The sequence below is a fragment of the Flavobacterium sp. FG68 genome (genome assembly GCF_057808895.1).
The window spans coordinates 17953-41264 of record NZ_JBMDIY010000026.1; the positions used below are offsets into that span (position 1 = coordinate 17953).

General features: G+C 33.3%; 18 protein-coding genes. 10 read left to right on the plus strand and 8 right to left on the minus strand.

Annotation, left to right across the window (positions count from 1 at the left end):
• Positions 1-90: 90 nt before the first annotated feature.
• From ACODSB_RS16335 to ACODSB_RS16345, 3 genes are all read right to left on the minus strand, one after another.
• Positions 91-711 carry a DNA-3-methyladenine glycosylase gene (locus tag ACODSB_RS16335; RefSeq protein ID WP_488937823.1) on the minus strand — a complete coding sequence of 207 codons (621 nt, stop codon included), beginning with the start codon at positions 709-711 and terminating at the stop codon, positions 91-93.
• A gap of 131 nt (positions 712-842) precedes the next feature.
• On the minus strand, positions 843-1235 hold the full coding sequence (locus ACODSB_RS16340) for a hypothetical protein (RefSeq protein WP_180860512.1): 393 nt from the start codon (positions 1233-1235) through the stop codon (positions 843-845).
• An 18-nt stretch (positions 1236-1253) separates the two neighbouring features.
• A complete protein-coding gene (locus tag ACODSB_RS16345; RefSeq protein WP_256379806.1) occupies positions 1254-1382 on the minus strand; it encodes a hypothetical protein in 129 nt (42 codons plus the stop codon).
• Positions 1383-1628: 246 nt separating this feature from the next.
• Here ACODSB_RS16345 and ACODSB_RS16350 point away from each other — a divergent pair, with 246 nt between their 5' ends.
• Positions 1629-1925, plus strand: a complete 297-nt coding sequence (locus tag ACODSB_RS16350) for a hypothetical protein (RefSeq protein ID WP_053472685.1) — start codon at positions 1629-1631, stop codon at positions 1923-1925.
• Positions 1926-2042: 117 nt separating this feature from the next.
• Here the strand turns inward: ACODSB_RS16350 and ACODSB_RS16355 are convergent, their stop codons facing one another.
• Together ACODSB_RS16355 and ACODSB_RS16360 are read right to left on the minus strand one after the other, a co-directional pair.
• Complete coding sequence (locus tag ACODSB_RS16355) at positions 2043-5522, minus strand: MFS transporter (RefSeq protein ID WP_488937824.1); 3480 nt, start codon at positions 5520-5522, stop codon at positions 2043-2045.
• A gap of 26 nt (positions 5523-5548) precedes the next feature.
• Positions 5549-6334: a hypothetical protein gene (locus ACODSB_RS16360; protein ID WP_488937825.1), complete on the minus strand. Its 786-nt coding sequence runs from the start codon at positions 6332-6334 to the stop codon at positions 5549-5551.
• A gap of 561 nt (positions 6335-6895) precedes the next feature.
• Between ACODSB_RS16360 and ACODSB_RS16365 the strand changes: the two genes are divergently transcribed.
• The 9 genes from ACODSB_RS16365 (at position 6896) to ACODSB_RS16405 (ending at position 20977) form a co-directional block, all read left to right on the plus strand.
• The gene (locus ACODSB_RS16365; protein WP_488937826.1) at positions 6896-9283 is read left to right on the plus strand and encodes a TonB-dependent siderophore receptor; all 2388 of its coding nucleotides are present in this window, start codon (positions 6896-6898) and stop codon (positions 9281-9283) included.
• A gap of 189 nt (positions 9284-9472) precedes the next feature.
• Positions 9473-10099 (plus strand): response regulator transcription factor, encoded by a 627-nt coding sequence (locus tag ACODSB_RS16370; protein ID WP_488937827.1) that lies wholly within the window; start codon positions 9473-9475, stop codon positions 10097-10099.
• A 171-nt stretch (positions 10100-10270) separates the two neighbouring features.
• The gene (locus tag ACODSB_RS16375) at positions 10271-11803 is read left to right on the plus strand and encodes a pyridoxal phosphate-dependent decarboxylase family protein (RefSeq protein WP_488937828.1); all 1533 of its coding nucleotides are present in this window, start codon (positions 10271-10273) and stop codon (positions 11801-11803) included.
• Between the two features lie 6 nt (positions 11804-11809).
• The gene (locus tag ACODSB_RS16380) at positions 11810-13141 is read left to right on the plus strand and encodes a lysine N(6)-hydroxylase/L-ornithine N(5)-oxygenase family protein (RefSeq protein WP_488937829.1); all 1332 of its coding nucleotides are present in this window, start codon (positions 11810-11812) and stop codon (positions 13139-13141) included.
• A gap of 2 nt (positions 13142-13143) precedes the next feature.
• Positions 13144-14259 (plus strand): heparan-alpha-glucosaminide N-acetyltransferase domain-containing protein, encoded by a 1116-nt coding sequence (locus ACODSB_RS16385; protein WP_488937830.1) that lies wholly within the window; start codon positions 13144-13146, stop codon positions 14257-14259.
• A 279-nt stretch (positions 14260-14538) separates the two neighbouring features.
• On the plus strand, positions 14539-16926 hold the full coding sequence (locus ACODSB_RS16390; protein ID WP_488937831.1) for a GNAT family N-acetyltransferase: 2388 nt from the start codon (positions 14539-14541) through the stop codon (positions 16924-16926).
• Between the two features lie 10 nt (positions 16927-16936).
• Complete coding sequence (locus ACODSB_RS16395; protein ID WP_488937832.1) at positions 16937-17533, plus strand: GNAT family N-acetyltransferase; 597 nt, start codon at positions 16937-16939, stop codon at positions 17531-17533.
• A 10-nt stretch (positions 17534-17543) separates the two neighbouring features.
• Positions 17544-19346 (plus strand): IucA/IucC family protein, encoded by a 1803-nt coding sequence (locus ACODSB_RS16400; protein WP_488937833.1) that lies wholly within the window; start codon positions 17544-17546, stop codon positions 19344-19346.
• Positions 19347-19588: 242 nt separating this feature from the next.
• Positions 19589-20977, plus strand: coding sequence for an MATE family efflux transporter (locus ACODSB_RS16405; RefSeq protein WP_488937834.1), 1389 nt, complete (start codon positions 19589-19591; stop codon positions 20975-20977).
• Between the two features lie 11 nt (positions 20978-20988).
• Here the strand turns inward: ACODSB_RS16405 and ACODSB_RS16410 are convergent, their stop codons facing one another.
• From ACODSB_RS16410 to ACODSB_RS16420, 3 genes are all read right to left on the minus strand, one after another.
• Positions 20989-21471, minus strand: coding sequence for a hypothetical protein (locus ACODSB_RS16410; protein ID WP_488937835.1), 483 nt, complete (start codon positions 21469-21471; stop codon positions 20989-20991).
• A 106-nt stretch (positions 21472-21577) separates the two neighbouring features.
• Positions 21578-22825, minus strand: a complete 1248-nt coding sequence (locus tag ACODSB_RS16415; RefSeq protein WP_488937836.1) for an ATP-binding protein — start codon at positions 22823-22825, stop codon at positions 21578-21580.
• 36 nt (positions 22826-22861) lie between these two features.
• The gene (locus ACODSB_RS16420) at positions 22862-23302 is read right to left on the minus strand and encodes a response regulator (protein WP_488937837.1); all 441 of its coding nucleotides are present in this window, start codon (positions 23300-23302) and stop codon (positions 22862-22864) included.
• Positions 23303-23312: the final 10 nt, after the last annotated feature.

Sequence of the window (23312 nt, forward strand, 5' to 3'; positions counted from 1 at the left end):
GATGGAGAAATTGAATAGATGCTGAGGTATAAATCACCTCAATAATTGCTGCAAATTTATAAAATTTTAAAGTTTCGAAAAATTACCGTTTTATACCTTATTAGGTTTGCTGACATATTTATTTCCTTTAATAAAAAATCGCCAAGGTAAAAGCGCATCTTCCTGCGCATAAGCAACGCCCACACGAGGTGAAGCTGCAATTTGATCTTCAGTATAACGAATGCCGTGATCTTCCAGCCAGATTTCTTCTCCGCCTAAATCTTTTTTGTTAAAAGAACGGTCAATACCCAAAGCCTTTGCCGCAGAACCCGGGCCAGCAGAAACAGCCCCTTTTGATGCCGGCATATTTCGTCTCGTTTCCATAATATCTTTTCCGGTCAAAGGTTCAATTCCCCGAATCAAAACTGCATGAGGTTCACCTTCAACAGAACTTACGATATTAAAAAGATGATGAATTCCGTAGCATAAATAAACATAGGAAACGCCGCCCTGACTGTATAAAGTTTCCGTTCGATCCGTTCTTCGTCCGCCGTAAGCGTGAGAAGCTTTATCTTGTATCCCGAAATAAGCCTCTGTTTCTACAATTATGCCAGAAGTAATTTCGCCGTCAATTTGTGTACAAAGTACTTTTCCCAAAAGATCTTTGGCAAGGAAAATAACATCTGAATTAAGATAATATGAAAACGGAATTTTAATAGGAGATTCGGTCATTGCTGTTCAATTATAATTTGGATACTAAGGTCGAAATTTCGAAGCAATTTATAATTCTAATTTATTGATTAATTATTATTTGTGATTATAACTAAAAAACCGCCTGCAGTACAGGCGGTTTATTTTTAGTATTATAAATTTCTATCAGGATTTGTACCTTCTTCATCGTCATCGTCAACTTCTTCTTCATCGTCATCATCTATATCACCAAGACCTTCATCTCCGTAATCATCGTCTTCTTCAAATTCTTTATTGTTGTCATTGTCACTTGCGAATTCGTTTTGCTCAAACTCATTATTCCCAAGTCTTTCATTATCGAAAGATTCATTACCAAGATTTTCTCCTGATAATTCCTGATTGTCAACTTCTTCGGTTACCAAATCATTTCCATAATCCGGTTCTGCCGAATTGCTGATAGAATGATCTACTGGCGGCGCATCGATTGCATTATCTTGATATCCTTTTTCATTTTCTTGAAAATTCTGGTCGTCCTGACGGTAATTTTCTCTTTCATCTAAGCTCATACTATATTTTTTTTAAAGTTATTTTTTAGTAGTTTTTTTATCCGCAGCAGTTTTAGAACCGCTTTTTGATGTTTCCTCTTTTTTATCAGTTTTTTTATCTGATGCTTTAGCACTCGCTGTGCTTGCTTTGCTTTTTGAAGTATTCATGGTTTCTAATTTTTTAGATTGTTATAAGTCAAATGTACGACGTCTGAAAATCAGAATCTTACAATTAAGAGGCTTGTCAATTATATAATTTACGGTTACTAACTCTAAACACAATATGTTATCTAAAATCAATTATAGAAAAGCTGTAATATTCTCCTAAAAAAGTATAATAAGAATCATTGTTTTTTGCTGAATTTTAAGAATTGATAAAAAAGAGTTCTTTAGTTCAATTTTAAAAAAGTAAATATGGAAACGAGAAACAGCAATAGCGATTTTTTTCATGATGAAAATGATCGCCACGAAAATAAAATTTGGAGCCCGACTGTAGATTCACGTTTACATTCTCAGGACAGAAACCCAGATGAAGATAAAGAGTACGGAAACACACACGCCAACGATCCTGCTCAAAAACCGAATACTGGTGATTGGGGAGACGAAAGTGATTTTGAAGAAAACGAAGAAACCGATGAAAACCTTGGAAACGATAACAGCGGCGGGGCTGGAAGCACCGGAAGTGAATCGACCAATAGCGGAAGTAATTAATAAAAAGCGGAAAATAGATTTTCCGCTTTTTTTGATTTCATTTCTAAGAAAAAGATCTTTAAAAATACAGATATAACATCCCGAATTCTAAAATTCGGAAAATTTAGTTTTTTTAATTTACAGACTCTTGTTTGCATCAAGGATTTTATTAATCAAAGCCAGTACCGTTACAACGCTGCCTCCCATTAAAGTTACCTGATCATAACTATCTTTGTTAAGATACATTAATAAAACTAATGCGCTGACTGCAATAATTATTATTGGAAATTTCAATTTACTGTAAGTTCCATTTTTGCTTTCATCTTTAAATTTCTGTACAAATAATTCATCACGTTTACTCTTAGATAAAATAAAAATCCTAAAACTCAGACTCATCATTTTTAGTCTTCCCGTTAATTGATGGCAGTCAATAATTCCTCTTTCCATAAGGTTTATAAGAGTATCTTTATTTTTGTAATTTACAAAGTGATCCTGGGCAAAATCAAAAAGCACATACTGCGTTTCTTCAGGCAGGGATTCCCAGATATCTTCATACTGCTCACAAAATTGCTTGTGATTGATATTCAGTATAAAATCCATTCTTAAATAAGGGCTTATTTCATTTTTTTTATCTTTATAAAAAACCTGATCGATACTAATTTCACGTTCAGGGCAGTCTTCATTACCGGTATATCTTTTGTCGGGTTGTATTTCGCAGCTATTATGATCAATTTGAATTAGTTTTTTAATATCATAATTATTTACCATAGGTATAAAAATATGATCGTTTGCTAATTCATTTTTTGTACAGGGATAATACTTTTCATAATATGCCTGCATTAAATCATAAAAGAAGAAACGATTACTATAATAGTTTAATAATTTATAGGCTAAACTGGCTAGAAAGAAGAAAGTAACCAACAAGAAAAAAAGTGTTAGAAACGAAAAATTATTGTTTTCATTATGTAGAATTGCCAGCAGGTTTAAATAATATTTGCGGCTAAGTTCGTTGAATGTGAAATTTTTAATTTCGTAACTCGAAGGACGATCAAAAAAGCCAAGATTAGCCTTTTGCATAATTTGATCATTCGTTTGGTCTCTAGTTTGCTCCTTACAATTACAGTTGTAAGCATTGGTTATTCTGTCATTTATAATAAAATCATTTTTATCTTTTATTTTTTGTTCTTTCGCGTCAAGTGACGAGCAGTAATAGCGCGCAAAATCATTCAATTCATTTACATAAAAAGCACTAACAAGAACAAACGGAAATACAACAAATTGATATAATAATCTTGCTGTCAGGAATCTGGTATAAGCTTTTCTGTTTACTCCTTTGTTTTTCTTTGCAAATACACTAAGTTCTGCTTTTTCTCTTTTTCGCCAGTTTTTATAATACAAGATTATTAAAAGAATATGTGTGCCAAAAAGCGCAAGAGCAGCAATAAAAACATTATAATAAAAGAACAAAACCATAGGCAGGCAAATTGCCGGAAGAAACAAAATCAATACTAGTTTAATAAGTTCTTTTTTAGGATTTAATGTGCGGATATTTAAAGTAATTAAATTAATAAATGCAACATTAACACCCAGTACGATACAAAAGATAAATGCCAATGAAGGAGAAGACTTAAAAGCAACTATTAGGGCCAATACAATAGAAACACAATTGACAATTAATAACTTTTTATATTCAGTAGTTCGGCTGCTGTCCGGGAAAAGATAATAGAAATGATGTTTTGATAATGTACCTATTCGACCATTGTAAAAGATTGTTGAATAGATGTAATTAATTAATAATATGAAAAAGCCATATAAAAATGAAATCAGGAATCCGTTTGTAAACGTGAATATGGATAAACGATTGGTGTGTGACAAGTCACGGATTGCCAGAATATAAACTGGAGATTCAGTTTTAATATTTAATTTTTTTGCACAGATCTGATAAGGTATTCCCATATATTCCATCTCAAATGACGGTATATCTACGCCAGCTAACAGACTTATAAATGCAGGATTGTTTTGAGATACATAAAGCAGGTTTTGATAGATGTTTTTTTTGGGATCATTCTGCATTAATACATCTCCATCTTTATCGATAAGCATATAACCGGTTCCGGGCGGTAATTCTAATTCATTAGAAAAATATTCCCTAAACGCAATTCCTTTAATGCCATTACTTTCAGATTCCTGATTGATTTCTTTAAGAGTATCTTTTTCAGCATATATTAATTGATATCGATTATTTTCTCTTGAAAAAACTGCAGTAAGTACAGGCTCTGTTTTTTTATTTTCTATATTTTTTTGCTGAAGCGCTTTAAAATACATTCTATCCGCATATTTTCTCGATATATCCGGAGCATTATTACTCAAATTTTTTGTAATTAATGCTTTATTGTCCATTCGGAAATAACCATCTAAATACTTAATCAGTTTTGAGTTTTTTGTACCCTTTTTAAAATCAGTATTTCCATTTATAAAACATTTTTGATCATCAGGCAAAGAATCTTTTTTAGTAAGAAGCTCTCCATTTAAAGCCGTTTTTTTTGAACCGGTTACCAGAAATATTTTTGCAAATGAATTTTTTTGGTTTTTCCATTCTTTCCCAAATAATAAATCCCTTTTTTTCCAGCTTTGATAAGCCGTAATTTGTTCTTTGAATGAAGTATCGATTTTATTTACCAACAGTTCTAAGTCATTTATATTTCTGGTTTTTATGGTATTGTTCCAATGCGATAATGCTGCAAAAACCACAATAACAGCGACTAGTAATCCTATGGAAAACACAACACCAACCAGATCAATTTGACTGAGTCTTTCTTTGTAACTGCTTATAATGGGTTTTATGAAATTAATGCCTAATATTAGAACAATAATTGAAATAAGACTAAAAATCAAAAGATTAGAGTTTATCTGCCGAACGTTGAGGTCAAAAGCAGATTTATCAATTCCTGCGGCTAAAAATAAAGTGTGATTGGTATGAGGAATATTGATTTGATCCGTATAATAATGTTTTGAAGATTTTTTGAAACTAAAAGGACCATTTTTTCTATTGTATTTAATTAAACTATCCTGATCAATAAGACTGACATTTTGGGAAAGAAATGATTTCTCAACCCGACATTTTCCTTTCTCAATAGGACAAATATAAAAGGAAGTAAAATGCGTGGTAGAATTAATTTTATTGAGAAATTTAGCCAAATCAATACTAATTTTATCCTTAATAATACTATCCTCTAACTTGCGGTTTTTAAAAAAATTATTTTTTCCTGATAACTTAATTGTTCTTGAGAGCTTGATAGTTCCGTCTTGTAATTGCTGAAACCCTTTTTTATCAATTAAAATAGTATCAATATAAACATCAGCAGAGCCTTTATATTGTAAAAGCTTAAGACTCTTCATTTTTTCTTCACTAATATATTTTACCTGATCATCAATGTATCCAACTAAATGTTTTTCGATGCCTTCCAGAATAGATATATTTTTTGCGTCTTCTTTACGTTCATTATTAGGAAGCACATAAGAGAGATAACCAAACGTTAGCAGCGCAATAACCGCAGCTGTTACGATGGAATAAATATGTTTCTTAAATGATTCGTTTACGTTAGAAGTCAGTCCCATTGTATTTATTTCAAACGGTTAAAATATCACGCTCTTCTAGGATCTCCTTTTAAATACGTTTTACTGAATTTAAAATACTCAGATGAGGTTCTTTCACCTGCTTTTCCGTCGACTCTTAATATACTTCCGGCTTTATTAAGCAGTATTTGCAGTTCTTTAGCTTCGTTGGTAACAGTTCCAGTGTAATACAATGTTTTATTGCCCTGCGCCAGTATTTGTTCTACAATATGACCATTTGGAAGTGTTATGAGTTTTTGCTCACTCAAACGTCGCAGCAATACCGCAGCACCGCATTGTTTAGAAACTGCATTCGGATCATATTTTCCGTCTTTAACATATTTTCCTTTTGTATAATGATTCGAATAACTCCATAAATAAGGCGAATTAATACCTTGTCTATAATAACCTAAGCCATTAAATAATTCCAGTTTATAGAGGATTCCGGCAATTTCCCAATTCGTCCATAAGTTTAGTTTATCAAAAACTAAAGCATCATTGGCACTGTATTCCCACGTAAAAGGAGGATTTCCTGTTTTTGGACGCCCAGCAGGAACCTGAACGGTACGTTTGGTAAGCGGATCGCCATTATGTAAATGAGTATCAAACCTTAAACTAGCTTCCATACAATGTATTATTGCAATGACATACCAGGGAATGTTTAACGGATCTCCCACAGCTTGATATCTCGCTTTATTCAAAGCCATTTTCTCAACTAGTTTATCAATTTCAGGATATTTAGCCTCTCTGATAATGCAGGAAGCAAATAATTTTTCATAATTAGCCTTCTTGTCTGGTGGTACTATTGAACTCATAATCGTTGGTTTTTAATTTATTAATTCATTTGATATCGTTATTTTAATTTCAAAAGTTTTATAAATAAAAGGGCAGGGCAATGAATACGTTATGCTGCCTGATTCATGCAAAGGCATACGAAATAATTAAGCATATAGTAAAAAGAAGGCATGTAGAATATTCTCTTTGTAGGTGCGTATGAGAATAAATAATTTACTGATTGTAAGTGTATTATGTAAATATGGATCAAATTTATCACAATATAAGAAATGAAAAAAGGGTATAAACACCCTTTTTTTAACCAAAAATCCCACAGATTATTTCACTGAATGATTTAGGATAAAATAACGACTTAAATACTTCAAAATAGTGGCATAATCTTTCGCAAACGTGTTTTTTATACATTAATTAATTGGCCGGTTTTCGTTAAAAAAAAGAGATTCTTCTTTTTTATGTTTAAAAAATTGACAAATAAACAGTAAAATCTATTTACGTTATTATTATTTGGAATAAATACAAATAATTTGGTTTGTTTTAACACAACACATAAATTTGCGCTATTAAAAATAATTCTAAATAACATGAAAGTAAAAATACTACTTCCGCTATTGAGCTGTTTTATGCTGCTTATGGGCGCTGCTTCATTTGCACAGACAGGTACAATTAGAGGTACGGTTTCATTATCGAATGATGAAATTGCCGATAATATCTCTGTAACTTTAAAAGGAACAAAGATTGGAACCGTTACTGATGCTCAGGGAAATTACGAAATCAAAAACATTAGACCGGGTAATTATACACTAAAGGCTTCTGTAGTAGGGTTTTCACCTAAAGAAGAAATCATTACTGTTACAGCAGGAAAAGAACTTTTGGTAAACTTTACATTGATAACTACATCTGAAGCCTTGACAGAAGTATTTGTTAAAGGAAATGCAAACAAGTATACTAAAGCAGAAAGTCAATATGTATCTAGAATGTCTGTTAAAAACCTTGAAAACTCACAAGTTTACAATGTTGTAACTAAAGAATTAATTAAAGACCAGTTAGTAACAAACCAGGACGAAGCTTTAAAAAACGTTCCGGGTTTATACCAATTATGGGCAGCTACTAACCGTGCCGGTGACGGAGCTTCTTGGTATTCACTTCGTGGATTTACAACACAAAGTTTAGTAAGAAACGGTCTTGCAGGAAAAGTAAACAGTAATACTGATGCGGTAAACCTTGAAAGAATTGAAGTTATAAAAGGGCCATCGGCTACACTTTTTGGAAACGTAGTTTCTTCATACGGAGGATTAATCAACCGTGTGACTAAAAAACCTTTTGAAACCTTTGCAGGAGAAGTTTCATACCAAAACGGAAGTTACGGTTTTAACCGTTTAACGGCTGATGTTAATACTCCAATCAACGATGACAATACAGCATTATTCAGATTAAATGCTGCTTTTGGAAATGCCAATACTTTTCAGGATTTCGGTTACTCAAAAAGCTTTTTCGTAGCGCCATCTTTCTCTTATAAAGTAAATGATAAACTTACCATTTCTATTGATGCAGAAATAGGAAACCAGGATAACTCAGGTATGCCTCTAATTTATTTTGGTGCAGCTCCATCTGGATTAGGAGTAACCAATGCTAAAGATCTTGACATCAACTTTAAAAGATCATTTTTAGGAGACGAATTTGTGATGAATACTAAAACATTAAATGTTTTTGCACAGGCTTTATACCAAATGTCTGAAAAATGGACTTCACAAACTGTATTTAGCAGCAGTTCTAATAAAGCAACTGGTTTGCAAACATGGTTTTACCTTTTACCAAACCAACAATTATCAAGAAATGCATGGGATGCAAATGGTAGAGATAATGCTATCGAATTCCAACAAAACTTTAATGGTGATTTCAACATTGGATCAATGAGAAACCGCTTTTTAGTAGGTGGTGATATTTATTACGGTTCAAATAATTTAGTATTCAAAAATATCAAAAATTATGCTGCGTATGATGTAATCAATTATACAGGAACTGCAGCTAATTATTATGACTTTAATCCAACAAATGTAAGAAATAGGATTTCTGGAAATGATAATGATCCATATACCAGTAACAGCGCGGTAACAACTTACAGTGCGTATGTTGCAGATGCCATTAACATTACAGAAAGATTAATTCTTTCGGCAGGAGTACGTTTTGATCATTTTGAAAATCAAGGATCATTTGACCCGCTTTCAGGTACAGAAGCTGGCAAATTTTCTCAAAATGCATTTTCGCCAAAATTTGGTGCCGTTTTTCAAATCTTAAAAGATCAGTTATCAGTATTTGGTAACTACCAAAATAGTTTTAAAAACGTTGGATTTGCAAGTGCAAATGAAGGAGGTTCTCTTGTATTGAAACAATTTGACCCTGAAAGAGCAAACCAGTTTGAGTTTGGTGTTAAAGCAAATGCTTTCCAAAATAAACTAAGTGCTACAATTAGTTACTATAATATCAAAGTAAAAGATATCGTAACTTCTGACCCAAGCCTGCCAAATGCAAGCATACAAAACGGTACACAATTTAGTAAAGGTTTTGAATTAGAAGTTACAGCAAACCCAATCCCTGGATTAAACTTACTTGTGGGTTATGCAAAAAATGATTCTGAGTTAAATGATCTAAGACCTATAACTGCAGGACCGGAAAATTTAATTAACTACTGGTTTAGCTACAACCTTCAAACAACAAAACTAAAAGGATTAGGTTTAGGATTTGGTGGTAACTATGGAGATGCTACATACGTGTACAATGCTGGACCAGGTGAAACTTTTGAACTTCCTTCATATTCTGTAGTAAATGCTGCATTGTATTACGATCAGCCTAAATACAGAGTATCATTAAAAGTAAATAACCTTACAGACGAATTATACTTTAACGGTTATTCAACAATAAACGTTCAGGCTCCACGTACATTAATGGGAAGCATAGCGTATAAATTCTAAGCGAATTTAAAAGCAATATAGAATAGAAAAAAGGCTCGGACATTGTCCGGGCTTTTTTTGTTTTACTACATGCAGCTTATCACAAAAAACTATTATGATTATAAGAAAAAAACTATTTTTTTACATTTAATAGATGCATAATATTCATTTTTATATTACTTTTGTTTAGACTAAATCTAAATAGTAAAAATGAAAAATTTCCTTTTGGCCGATTCCGAAAACCTACACATAATTGGACTGAGGCACACACTTAAAAAGCTGGTAAAAACACCCAGTTTAAAAGTGGCAAATTCAAGAGAAGAATTGTTTAAGTGTTTGGATAAAAATAATATAGAATGTTTGATTATTGATCCCAACAATATTTTTTTGTTTTATGATGATGATCTTAAGATTATTAAAACAAATTATCCCAAATGCAAAATCATAATCCTTTCGTATTTTAAGAACAAACAAACCATTGACAGTTTCTTAAAAGAAAATATAAACGGCTTCATATCAAAAGATTGTGAAGAGCAGACCATTTATGATGCCTTATATAAAATTCAGCACGGAGAGCGTTATATATGTCACAAAACCTTAAATACATTTATTGATGTTTTTGCTCTGCCAACTTCCCAAAGTGATGAAAAACTGACACTAAGAGAGTTTGAAATCCTAAAACAAATAGCGCAGGGAAACAACGGAAAAAGTATCGCTTCGCAGCTTTTTATCAGCATTCATACCTTCAGGACACATCGAAAAAACATCATGAAAAAAACAGGCAGGCATACAACTCCTGAACTAATACTTTATGCATTAGAGAAAAAAATAAAGTAATTTTCGTATTATTTAAAAATATATTATGCTTTGTTTCCTACTATAATTGAGGTATTTTGACTACCTCAATTATAGAAATAATTTTCCCTTTTTTATGGTATTGATTTAATTTTCGTACAAATCTACATTTGTGAAAATTATTCTTTAGAATCAATCTAAATAAATACCACAATGGAGGCACAAGAAAAATTAGAAACAATACTGCAAGAAGTCATAATTGAAAATGCGCACGATAAACATGTTTTTTCTAACAACAATAAATCAATAGGGATTTATAAGAAAAGCATGAAAAAGGCCATTAAAACAATTGGAAATCATTTAAAAGAAAGAGATACACCATTTACCGGAACCAGTATTTCGACAATTAAGCAAAAAATCGACAACATTTATCTTGAAGAAAATAAGAGAGGAAAAAGCCTGGATTATGTTCTGGATGAATTAAAAGATATTTATTTAGATGATTGTATTCACTTTCATAATCCCAAATACATAGCACATCTTAATTGCCCCATTCTAACGCCAACACTTGTGGCAGAAGCTTTTGTATCATCTTTAAATTCTTCGATGGATACGTACGATCAAAGTACGGGAGCAACTTTCATCGAATTAAAATTAGTGGAGTGGACGCTTGATAAACTGGGTTATCCTGAAAATGCCGACGGAATTTTTACTAGTGGCGGAACCCAATCTAACATGATGGGATTGCTTTTAGCAAGAGATCATTACATCAAAAAACACTTCGGAATTGATCCAAAAATGGACGGACTTCCTCCTGAAGCTTCAAAATTCAGGGTTTTATGTTCAGAAGTAAGCCACTTTAGCTTAAAGAAAAACTTAAGTCTTTTAGGTTTGGGACAAAATGCCGTAATTCCTGTGGCTGTAGATCCTGATTTTAAAATGAATGTCAGCGCCTTAAAAAAGGTAATTCAACAGCAAAAAGATTTAGGAAATATTCCAATTGCGATTGTGGGAACAGCCGGAACAACAGATTTTGGTTCTATAGATCCATTGGCAGAAATTGCTTCAGTTGCCAGTGAAAATGATATCTGGTTTCACGTAGATGCAGCTTACGGCGGCGGTTTATTAATCAGCAATCTTCATAAAGAAAAATTAAGCGGAATCGAATTATCAGATTCTGTGACAATCGATTATCACAAAACTTTTTATCAGCCCGTAAGTTCAAGCGGTTTTTTTATGAGAGATAAATCATTTGTAGATTACATCAAATACCACGCTGATTATCTGAACTCTAAAGAACAGGAAGACGAAGGAATTCCAAACATGGTAAAAAAATCAATCCAGACCACACGTCGTTTTGATGCCTTAAAATTGTGGTTTACATTGAGAATGATCGGAACGGAAGGTTTGAGTTCTTACATGGAAAAAGCCATTGCCAACGCTCAATTCACAGCAGATTTACTGAGAAACAGAGAAGATTTCGAAATAATCCATAAACCTGAAATCAGTGCCATTGTATTTCGTTATACGCCTTTTACCGGAAATGAAAATTCATACTGCGGCATCAACAGTTACATTCGTAAAGCCATTTTTAACGAAGGTAAAGCCATTATTACCAGTACAAAAGTCTACAACGAAGTATTCCTCAAATTCACTTTATTAAACCCGTTAACAACCCCAAAAGACATTGAAGAAATCATCGATTTGATTGTATATCACGGAAATGAATATTCATTAAAAAATTAAAATAAAATGCAAAACAAAATATACGATTTCATCGCCGTTGGAGTAGGGCCTTTCAATTTAAGTCTGGCTTGTTTAACCGCACCAATTGAAAATTTGGACGGATTATTTTTCGATAAAAATGAATCCTTCAACTGGCATCCGGGAATGTTGCTGCAAGATACAACGTTACAAATTCCGTTTCTGGCAGATTTAGTGACTTTAGCAGACCCAACAAGTCCGTTTAGTTTTTTGAATTACATCAAAGAACAAGGAAAAATGTATTCCTTTTACATTCGCGAAAATTTCTTATTGCTGAGAAATGAATACAACCAATATTGTCAATGGGCGATTAAAAAGTTACCCAATATTCATTTTAATACCGAAGTTACAAGAATTGAATACGATGAAAATCAGCAGCTTTACATTGTAAGTACACTTTCAACAAAAACAAATGAGACTACAATTTACAAAACCAAAAAGATAGTTTTAGGAACCGGAACAGCACCGCATATTCCAAAATCTTGTCAGTCTTTAAAAGGAAAAGCGATTCATTCGTCAGCTTATATTCAGAATAAAGCTTCACTTCAAAAACAAAAATCGATTACGGTTTTAGGAAGCGGGCAAAGCGCAGCCGAAGTTTTTAATGATTTATTGCAGGAAATTGATGTTTACGGATATCAGTTAAACTGGATTACAAGATCGTCAAGATTTTTTCCAATGGATTACAGCAAGTTAACGCTCGAAATGACTTCTCCGGAATACGTAGATTATTTCTACAATCTTCCATCCGACAAAAGAGATCATTTGCTGAAGAACCAGAAATTATTATACAAAGGAATTAATAAAGACTTGATCGCCACAATTTTTGATACGATTTACAGTAAAAAAGTAATTACGGAGATTGATGTGAATTTAAGAACCAATGCGGCTTGTACCAAAGGAACTTACGATGAGACGAATCAATCTTTTGAATTAGAATTACATCAGGTGGAGCAAGATACAAGATACCGTCACAAAACCGATGCATTGGTTTTGGCAACAGGTTACGGATATAAATTGCCTCAATTTTTAGAAGGAATTGTAAACCGAATTCAATGGGACGAAAAAGGTCGTTTTGCCACAAACAGAAATTACTCAATTGATAATAACGGAAACGAAGTTTTTGTGCAAAACGCTGAATTACACACACACGGTTTTGTTACGCCAGATTTAGGAATGGCTTGTTATAGAAACTCATACATCATTAAAGAAATAACAGGAGTGGAGCATTATGCTGTAGAAACCAAAATTGCTTTTCAGGAATTTGGTGTTCCCGCAGCAGAAGTAATTGAATCTCCGGCATTTGAAACCATCGCATAATTATGGAAGCAGTACAACAAAAAAAGAGAGTTTTGGCAATAGATTTTGCCAGAGGAACAAGTGTGATTTTAATGATGATGGTACACACCATGCTTATTTATGGCACAATTGCTACACAAACTAATACCGTTTTAGGAGAAATTATTTTATGGTTAGGTCGCGGAACAACCATGTTTTTAGTAAGTATGGGGATTTCTTTTGTTTTATCAAGAAGACAAAGTTTTCTGGCCGTTTGCAAAAGGACTTTATACATTCTGGCTGTTGGTTACGGAATGAATATTTTAAAATTTCTTGTTCCTGAATTTATTTTTGGCGGACTTCCCGAAGCTTTTATTTCGGCTTATGGTTTAGAATCAGGCACATTACAAACAGGAATCTTCTTTTTGCTTTTGGGCGATATTTTGCAATTGGCCGGAATCACTTTGTTTATTATGGGGCTTATTAATCACTTTAGTAAAAGTAAATATGTTCCGTTAATTGTGGCTTTATTGATTATTTCGATTTCTAAAGAATTAAGCGGTTTCAGAGTCGGAATTGTGGGCTTGGATTATATCTGCGATTTACTTTTCAGCAATCAGTTTAACGTTTATTTCCCGGTTTTCCCATGGAGCGCTTTCATTTTAATAGGCATGTTTTTAGGAAGATGGTACAAAGAACTAAACGAAAATCAAGAAGTATTTTTCAAGAAAATGTTGTTTGTTGGTTTGGCTTTTATTGCTGTTGGAGGAATTTTAAACTTTTCAAATCCCGAATATCATTTTGGAGATTATTACCATTTAGGACCGGGCGGAAGTATTTTATTACTTGGAACAAACCTTGTTTTATATTGGTTTGTGAACATCATTGTAAAGCTGTTTAACGAAAACAATCCAGTGTTTAATTTATTGACTTTCTGCAGTAAACACGTAACAAGTTTATACGTAATTCAATGGGTTTTGATCAATTGGGGCATGTATGTTTTAGGTTTTTGGGAACACGATCAATGGTTTGTTTTAAGTTTATTCCCAGTTGTAATTGCCACAAGTATAAGTATTCAGTTGGTTTATAATGGAATCAAAAGACTTTGGAATTCCAAATGGAGCAATAAAGACAGCAATGAATTAATTGTAAATAGTTAGAATCAAAAATTGGACGTAATTTATTTAAACACATAAAAACATAGATTTTAATCTCTACAAAGGTTTTATCGTAGAGGCGCACAGCAGTGCGTCTTCGCAAAGTATTTCCACCAAGAATTGTTTAATTTTTTTTCACACAGATTTTCACAGATTTGAGCAGATTTTTATTCTAATCTTTTTAATCGTTTATCCCGATAGCTATCGGGAGTGGCTAAATTTTCGACACTACGTATTATTTCATTTATAAATGAGATAAAAATTAATTTAAATAGTATAATAATGAGCACATATAAACCTATATATTCAACCACAATTCCGGATTTTGGAGTGATAGATTTTCGCCCTTTGGAGCTGGAAAACGATGCTCTAGTAATTCATAATTGGGTCAATCGTGATTATGCACAATATTGGGGAATGCAGGGAAAAAATCTCGAAGAAGTTCGTTTAGAATATGAAAAAATAATTCAGGAATCTGATGTTTTTATCGGACTTGTTAATGGAGAAATTTCGTTTTTATTAGAACGTTATAATCCAAAACAAGATATTATCGGAAACTATTATACCGTTCAGGATTACGATTGTGGCATTCATATTATTGTAGCGCCGTCAACAAAACCGGTGCATCAGTTTACATGGCATATTTTTTCAAGCATTATGAAATTTATATTCAGAGATCTTACCATCGAAAGAATATTGGTCGAGCCCGACATTCGCAACAAAAAAATGTTCGATATCTGCCACCGCGTAGGTTTTGAAGATGCCGATGTGGTCAATTTACCACACAAAACAGCATTACTAGCCTTTTGTACAAGAGAGCAATTCATTAAAAAAATAGATTCATTTAACCTCAATTATACCGAAATGAATAACGAAAATCAATTAGAATTTCCGGAAAAAGCGATAACCCATATTCAGCCCGAAGTTTGGGAAAAAGCCAATCGTTTATTAGTAAAAAAAGCCATTTGTGAGTTTTCGCACGAACTTTTAATTAAACCAATTTTAGAATCTGGAAATAAATATTCGTTGCTTTCTGATGACAACTTGGTTAAATATACTTTTAAAGCAGAATTATTGGCAATGAATCATTTGAATATTGAAGTCAATTCTATTTCAAAATATAAAAATGAGAAATTAATAGCTTTAGATGCCGTTGATTTTATTCAGGAATTCAAAACCAGTTTAGGAATTTCAGAACAATTAATTCCTTCTTATTTAGAAGAAATTATAAGCACACTTTACGGAAGCTGTTATAAATTATTAAAGGAAAATTCGACTTCAAAATCCCTTGCCAATTCTGATTTCCAAACCATTGAACAAGCCATGATGGAAGGTCATCCGGGTTTTGTTGCCAATAATGGAAGAATTGGTTACAACAGCATGGATTATAAAGCCTACGCGCCCGAAGCTGGAAACCCATTTAGGATTTTATGGCTTGCCGGACACCGCGACAGAACGGTTTATGCCGGAACTAAAAAACTGGATTACGATACATTAATTCAACAAGAATTAGGAGCAGAAACAATTGCAAAGTTCAATGCTACAATTTCAGAAAAAGGACAAAATCCAAACGATTATTTCTTTATTCCCGTGCATCCGTGGCAATGGTTCAATAAACTAGCTAATTTGTTTTCGCCGGAAATTGCCAAACAAAAACTGATTTGCGTAGGTTACGGACCTGATTTATATCAGGCACAGCAATCGATCAGAACGTTATTCAACTTAAGTAATCCTAAAAAATTATATACAAAAACATCGCTTTCGATCCTGAATATGGGCTTTATGCGTGGTTTACCGGTTTTTTATTTAGGAACAGCGCCTGAAATGGCAGAATGGCTGGATCAATTATTAAGCGACGATCAATATTTGCAAAAAGTAGGTTTCGGAATGTTGGGCGAAGTTGCTTCTGTGAGTTACATAAATCCGTATTTTGAAAGCTTCGGAAAACATAATCCGTACAACAAAATGATTGCTTCATTATGGAGAGAAAGTCCTGTAGCAAAACTTAAAAATGACGAACAATTAATGACAATGGCGGCATTTTTACATTTGGATAAAGACGGAAATTCATTATTATCTGAAATTATAAAAGCTTCTGGATTATCAATAGACAATTGGCTTGCCGAATATTTTAAGGTTTATTTGAGTCCGTTATTGCATTGTTTTTATCAATACGATTTGGTTTTTATGCCACACGGCGAAAACCTTATTTTAGGATTAGAAAACCACGTTCCGGTTCGTTCTTTCATGAAAGATATCACCGAAGAAGCTGTGATCCTAAATCCTGATGTTGTAGTTCCAAAAAACATTGACAGAATTTATGCTGAAGTTCCCGAAGATGTAAAATTACTTTCCATTTTTATTGATGTTTTTGATGGATTTTTCCGTTTCATGTCGGCTATTTTGGTTTCAAGTGATAATTATTCAGAAGATCGTTATTGGGAATTAGTGGCAGAATGTATCTCTGATTATCAGGAACAAAACCCGCATCTGGAAGCAAAATTCGAGCAATACGATTTATTTGCCAATGAATTTCAGCTGTCTTGCCTGAACCGTTTACAGTTGAATAATAACAAAACCATGATCGATCTTGATGATCCTGTGGCGTTGTTACAATTTCAGGGAAAACTGCAAAACCCAATTGCTCCGTATAAAAAAATAATAGCCTAATTCCTTAAAGATGAATAGTATAATAACTCATCCTAATAATGATGTCGTTGCTGATGTCGTTTTTGTAAAAACAATTCCAGATTTAGGCGTTTTTGAGCTGCGTCCGATTGATATGGAACTCGATATTCCGTTGATTCACAATTGGGTAAACCGTGAATACGCTGTTTATTGGGAAATGAACGGATTTTCTGTAGAAGAAGTAAAAAACACTTACTATAATATTCAGGAAAAAGCGCAGGTTTATATTGGGAAATTCAATAACAATGTCGCTTTTTTACTCGAATGTTATAATCCGGAAGATGATATTGTAGGCAAATATTACGAATCGCAAAAAGGCGATAAAGGCATGCATATCTTGGTCGCACCGTCAGAAAAACCAATTCCCAATTTTACCTGGAATATTTTTACCGTGATTCTTGATTTTATTTTCAGTGATGGAAAAAATCAACGTATTGTGGTTGAACCCGATGCAAGAAATCATAAAATTCATTTGCTGAATAAAAGGGCTGGATTTGTTTTTCAGCGTGTTCTCGATTTACCGCACAAACAAGCACATCTCGAATTTTGTACGCGCGAGGATTATTACAAAGCTTTACAACAGGTTTAATTTGATACAAATGAAAATACCAACTCAAAATATACAGCATTTAACGAAGGAAAATTGGGATAAAGCGAATGCCATTTTGCTAAAGAAAACATTAAGTGAATTTGCACACGAATTATTAATTGTTCCGATAAAAAATGCCTCAAATTCATACAGTATTTCTTCGCCCGATAAAAAAGTCGAATATACTTTTGAAGCCAATATTTTAGCTTTAAATCATTGGTCGATTGCTGTAGATTCTATTCAAAAAACAATAGAAGGAAAAAATTTTCCTTTACGTTTGTTAGAATTAATTATTGAATTTAAAGATACTTTAGGAATTAGCGAGAGTTTACTGCCAACGTATTTAGAAGAAATCACAAGTACCTTATACAGCACGGCATATAAAATTGCGAACGAAAAATATACGTCGAAAGATTTACTGGAATTAGATTATCAAAAAATCGAACATGCCATGACCGAAGGACATCCGTGTTTTGTAGCCAACAGCGGTAAGAATGGTTTTAATATCGATGATTTTGCCACTTTTTCTCCAGAAGCGAATGCACCCGTAAAATTATTATGGATTGCCGGACATAGGAGCAAAGCCACTTTTACAGCCATTGAAGAACTGGATTATCAAAAAGTGTTGGAGCAGGAATTGTCTCTAGAAAACATTACTGCGTTCGAAAATGTATTAAAATCTCAGGATTTGAATATAGACGATTATTATTTTTTTCCCGTACATCCGTGGCAATGGTTTAATAAACTCGCTTTGATTTTTGCACCCGATATTGCAGAAAACCATTTGGTTTGTCTGGGTTATAGCGATGACGAATATTCGGCACAACAATCGATTCGTACATTTTTTAATACTTCGTCACCTGAGAAATTTTATGCGAAAACGGCGCTTTCTGTAATTAATATGGGATTCATGCGCGGACTTTCTCCATATTATATGGAAAGTACGCCGGCAATTACTCAATGGGTTGCAGACTTGGTTGAAAAAGATGCGTATTTACAGCAAAAAGGTTTTACTCTTTTAGGTGAAGTTGCCACAATTGGCTATCGCAATTTCTTGTACGAACCTTTAGGCCGAAGTATTCCGCATAATAAAATGTTAGCCACTTTATGGCGCGAAAGCCCGATTCCGAAATTAGAAAAAGGACAACATATCATGACAATGGCGGCTTTATTGCACTTCGATCAATCTGGAAATGCCTTTGTATCAGAATTAATTCAAAAGTCAGGAATCAGCCCAAAAGCTTGGATCGGTCATTATTTAGATGCTTATCTTTCGCCATTACTGCATTGTTTTTACGAACACGAAATGGTTTTTATGCCACACGGTGAAAACCTGATTTTAGTCTTAGAAAATCATATTCCGGTAAAAGCAATTATGAAAGATATTACCGAAGAAGTGATGCTTTTTAATGGAGAAATTCCGCTGCCCGAAAAAGTAAAACGTATTCATATCAACATGAAAGAACCATTGAAAATTCTATGCATTTTTAATGATGTTTTTCAGTTTTATTTCCGTTTTCTTTCCGCCATTTTATCCGAAACCAAAACACTTTCCGAAGAAGATTTCTGGTCTGCCGTTGCCGATTGTATTTACGAATATCAGTCAGCTCATCCGCATTTGCAGGAACAATTTAAAAAATACAATTTGTTTGTTCCTGAATTTGATTCTTGCTGTTTGAACCGTTTGCAATTGCGAAATAATAAACAAATGCTAGATTTAGCAGATCCTATTGACAGCCTTCAGTTTGTTGGTAAACTGAAGAATCCTGTGGCAGTGTTTAGTCAAAAACTAAAGTCAGTTCCAGCATTATAAAAGTCATTTCTGGCAAAGTAGCGAAGTTGTTTTTGTCATTTCGACGAAGGAGAAATCTCCGCAAGTAACTCAGCAGAGAGAATCCAATCTTTGTAGAGCTTCTCGCGAAGATTTCTCCTTCGTCGAAATGACAAGATTGCGCTAAAAAATTTTGCGGCTTCGCGACTTCGCGAGATTATAACATCACAAAGATTAAAAATAAAACTTTGCGCCCTAGCGCCTTTGTGGCAATAAAAAAAACTATGTTCAAACGTTTAAAAAAAATATTACATACTGCAGAATCATTTGATTTCACCAAAGGAAGCATCAAAAAAGGAATCCTGATTTTATCCATTCCAATGGTTTTGGAAATGGCAATGGAATCCGTTTTTGCTTTAGTCGATTTGTATTTTGTGGGACATTTAAAAGAAAGCAATTATGCGATTCAGGTTGTTGGTTTAACAGAATCTGTTTTTGCGATTATTTATTCGATTGCCATCGGAATCAGTATTGCAACAACAGCAATTGTCGCAAGGCGTATTGGCGAAAAGCAAACCCAAGAAGCCGCAAAATTTGGTGTACAAGCCATTATAATTGCAATTGCGATAAATGTATTCATTAGTTTGGGAGGATTTATTTTTGCAAAAGAAATTCTCATGTTAATGGGCGCTTCTGCACCTGCGGTAATTTATGGTGTAAATTATACCAAAATCATGATGGCAGGAAGTGTTTTTGTAATGTTGATTTTCCTGATAAACGGAATTTTCAGGGGCGCAGGAAATGCCATCATCGCCATGAAAAGCTTGTGGATTGCTAATATTTCGAATATTATTTTGTGTCCGATTCTCATTAACGGATTTTGGTTTATTCCCGCAATGGGTGTTACAGGCGCTGCCGTTGCCACAACTATTGGAAGAGGAATAGGAGTTTTGTATCAATGTTATTTCCTTTTTTACGGACAGGGAATTTTAAAAATCAAATGGAATTATTTCCTGCCGAATTACAAATTAATTCAGGGCATTATAAAACTCGCAACTCCCGGCGTTTTGCAATACGTTATCGCTTCCTGCAGCTGGATTTTCCTGGCTAATTTAGTTGCTGTAACGGGCGGCGATTATGCGTCATCCGGTTATCAAACGGCAATTCGAATCATGATGTTTTTCATTCTTCCCGCTTGGGGATTAAGTAATGCCGTTGCGACTTTGGTTGGACAAAATTTGGGTGCAGATGAAATTGAAAGGGCAGAAAAAGCCGTTTATAAAACCGCCAAATACAATATGATTTTTATGGGATCTATTATGCTGGTTTGCTTTTTCAGCGCACATTTTTTGATTTCCTTTTTTACGAATGACCCAATTATTATCAGGATCGCAGTAAATGCTTTGCAGATTATGAGCGTAGGTTTTATTTTTTACGGTCTCGGAATGGTTTTAAACAATACGTTTAATGGAGCAGGGGATACCTGGACACCAACCTGGATCAATATTTTAGGATTTTGGATTTTTCAGGTTCCGTTTGCTTATCTTTTGGTACATTATTATGATATGGGACCAACAGGCGTTTTTATCGCGATTCCAACTGCCGAAACATTGATTACGATTTTGAGTGTACTTGTTTATAGACAAGGAAAATGGAAGAGAATTTTGGTTTAAGAAAATTTAATTTATTTCTTTTTATTCTCAAGTTGCACCGTGAATTTACCATAAAACGGATTATCAGCCATTTGCGAATGTCCAATTACTAAAACATAATTTCCTTTTTGTTCAAGGCTGGTTTTTAAATCAATTCCAAAAGGCCCATCTGAGCTTTTATCAGGAGAAATAATTTGGTTGAAACGAATATTTCCTTTTCCCCCGGCTGGAGTAATCTTTCCATTCAATTCGCCTAAATCTTCATTTTTAAACTTCACATATACTCTCGAATGAATGGAATCTAAAGTGCCTTCAGCAATATAAAGATTTTGGTCATTCTTTAAATTCATGAAAATAGTATCACCAATTTGTTTATTCTCTTCTTTGTTTTGCTTTACAACAACGGTATCTTTTGCAGCAATTGAATCTGAGGTTTGGACAGAATCGATTTTAGTTTCTTTTTTCTGACATGAAAAAAAGAGAATGGATAATAAGAGTATGGATATATTTTTCATTAGTTTATCTTTTAATATTCCTCTCAAATTTAGTTTATTTTAAAGTTGGGATATTACATAATAGCATTTGTAATTTTATAAAATCTTGATATCATAATTGGAATAATTAATTAAGATACTGAAGATTTTGCTTAATTATGGGAATATAGATATTAAATGTAACTCCCTCATTTAAATTACCGTCTGCTGTAATAATTCCATTATGGTTATCTACAATTTTCTTTACAATAGCAAGACCAATTCCTGTTCCTGAATATTCTTCAATATGATGGAGTCTTTGAAATATAATAAAGACAATCTGGTTGTATTGTGGTTCAAAGCCAATTCCGTTATCTTTAAAAGTGAAATTCCAATAATCACATACTTGTGGACTATTGGGCAGATTAAGCAGGCTGAATTCCTTATATTTAAGAATAGTGGATTCTATAGTTATATGTAGTTCACTATTTGGGATCGCGAATTTTAATGAGTTGCTGATTAAATTAAAAAGAAGCTGTCTAAATTGAAATGGTCTTATACATACAGGTATTAATTGCTTTACATTAAAAACAGCATTTTTTTGATATAAGGTATCTGAAAGTTCTGATTTTACATCTTCTATAATAGTACTCAGATCACTCATTTCATAGGGATGTTCCACAATACTTACTCTTGAAAAATTCAGTAAATCTTCTATAAGCTGCCTCATTCTTGTTGCGGAGACATGTATTCGTTTTAAATTGTTTTTTCCCGCTTCAGTCATCGTTTCCATCTCTTTTTCCATAATAATAGAAATGAAGGTCTGAATTTTTCGCAGTGGTTCCTGCAAATCATGACTGGATATAAAATTAAAGGCAAGCAGCTCTTTATTTACATTCAATAACTCAACTGCTCTTTTTTCCTTTTCCGCATTTTGAAGTTCCAGTTCCTTATTTGCTTTAAGCAATGCTGCAGTCTGTATTTTTAGTTTTTCAACAAGCTCTTCTTTCTGAATTAATTCTTCGGCTTCTTTCAAGGCACGAATTATTTTTTGAATCAGGGATGAAAAATTACTTTTAGAAACATAATCCGTTACACCTTGTTTTATAAGCATGACTGCATTCTCTTCCCCAATTGTGCCCGAAATTATTATAAAAGGTATATTAAGGTTATTGTTTTTTATCATTTTAAATGCAGAAACAGCATCAAATGAAGGAAGTGAATAATCTGATAATATAATATCCGGTAAAAATGTGCCAAGAGATTCTTCAAAAACTTTTTTTGAATCAACGATTTTTGAAACAAATGTGAGTCCTGATTTTGTCAGGTGGCGGACTAATAAATCTGCATCAGATGTATTGTCTTCTAATATCAATGCTCTAATATCTTTTTTCATTTGTGAGAATCGTTGCTGGGTATAGTACTTAAATCCCTAATTGGCTGGCTGGCTCAATATCATCCAATACATTCCAAGTTCTTTTATTGCATTAAAGAAATTATTACTGTCTACCGGTTTTACAATGTAGCTGTTGGCACCAAGACTGTAGCATTTTGCAATATCAGGATCTTCTTGAGAAGAGGTAAGAATGACAACCGGTATAGATTTAAGCATATCATCGGTTTTAACCTTTTCAAGCACCTGCATTCCGGACATCTTTGGCATTTTTAAATCCAAAAGAAGAAGTTTTGGATGCAATTTTGGATTCCTTTCAGAATAAATTCCTCTGCAGTATAAAAAATCAAGTGCTTCAGCACCATCTTTAACATGCAGGAGTTTGTTGGTAAAGCCGCTTTTATTAAGGGCACGTACTGTCAGCAAGGCATCTTCTATACTATCTTCGGCAAATAAAATTTCAATATCTTCGTAATCCATTTTTATATTT

Bases quoted from the DNA above. Each gene is read 5' to 3' on its own strand.
- ACODSB_RS16335 (WP_488937823.1), bottom strand. From the start codon at position 711: ATGACCGAATCTCCTATTAAAATTCCGTTTTCATATTATCTTAATTCA.
- ACODSB_RS16340 (WP_180860512.1), bottom strand. From the start codon at position 1,235: ATGAGCTTAGATGAAAGAGAAAATTACCGTCAGGACGACCAGAATTTT.
- ACODSB_RS16385 (WP_488937830.1), top strand. From the start codon at position 13,144: ATGGAAGCAGTACAACAAAAAAAGAGAGTTTTGGCAATAGATTTTGCC.
- ACODSB_RS16410 (WP_488937835.1), bottom strand. From the start codon at position 21,471: ATGAAAAATATATCCATACTCTTATTATCCATTCTCTTTTTTTCATGT.
- ACODSB_RS16415 (WP_488937836.1), bottom strand. From the start codon at position 22,825: ATGAAAAAAGATATTAGAGCATTGATATTAGAAGACAATACATCTGAT.
- ACODSB_RS16345 (WP_256379806.1), bottom strand. From the start codon at position 1,382: ATGAATACTTCAAAAAGCAAAGCAAGCACAGCGAGTGCTAAAGCATCA.
- ACODSB_RS16400 (WP_488937833.1), top strand. From the start codon at position 17,544: ATGAAAATACCAACTCAAAATATACAGCATTTAACGAAGGAAAATTGG.
- ACODSB_RS16370 (WP_488937827.1), top strand. From the start codon at position 9,473: ATGAAAAATTTCCTTTTGGCCGATTCCGAAAACCTACACATAATTGGA.
- ACODSB_RS16365 (WP_488937826.1), top strand. From the start codon at position 6,896: ATGAAAGTAAAAATACTACTTCCGCTATTGAGCTGTTTTATGCTGCTT.
- ACODSB_RS16350 (WP_053472685.1), top strand. From the start codon at position 1,629: ATGGAAACGAGAAACAGCAATAGCGATTTTTTTCATGATGAAAATGAT.
- ACODSB_RS16355 (WP_488937824.1), bottom strand. From the start codon at position 5,522: ATGGGACTGACTTCTAACGTAAACGAATCATTTAAGAAACATATTTAT.
- ACODSB_RS16360 (WP_488937825.1), bottom strand. From the start codon at position 6,334: ATGAGTTCAATAGTACCACCAGACAAGAAGGCTAATTATGAAAAATTA.
- ACODSB_RS16375 (WP_488937828.1), top strand. From the start codon at position 10,271: ATGGAGGCACAAGAAAAATTAGAAACAATACTGCAAGAAGTCATAATT.
- ACODSB_RS16395 (WP_488937832.1), top strand. From the start codon at position 16,937: ATGAATAGTATAATAACTCATCCTAATAATGATGTCGTTGCTGATGTC.
- ACODSB_RS16390 (WP_488937831.1), top strand. From the start codon at position 14,539: ATGAGCACATATAAACCTATATATTCAACCACAATTCCGGATTTTGGA.
- ACODSB_RS16405 (WP_488937834.1), top strand. From the start codon at position 19,589: ATGTTCAAACGTTTAAAAAAAATATTACATACTGCAGAATCATTTGAT.
- ACODSB_RS16380 (WP_488937829.1), top strand. From the start codon at position 11,810: ATGCAAAACAAAATATACGATTTCATCGCCGTTGGAGTAGGGCCTTTC.
- ACODSB_RS16420 (WP_488937837.1), bottom strand. From the start codon at position 23,302: ATGGATTACGAAGATATTGAAATTTTATTTGCCGAAGATAGTATAGAA.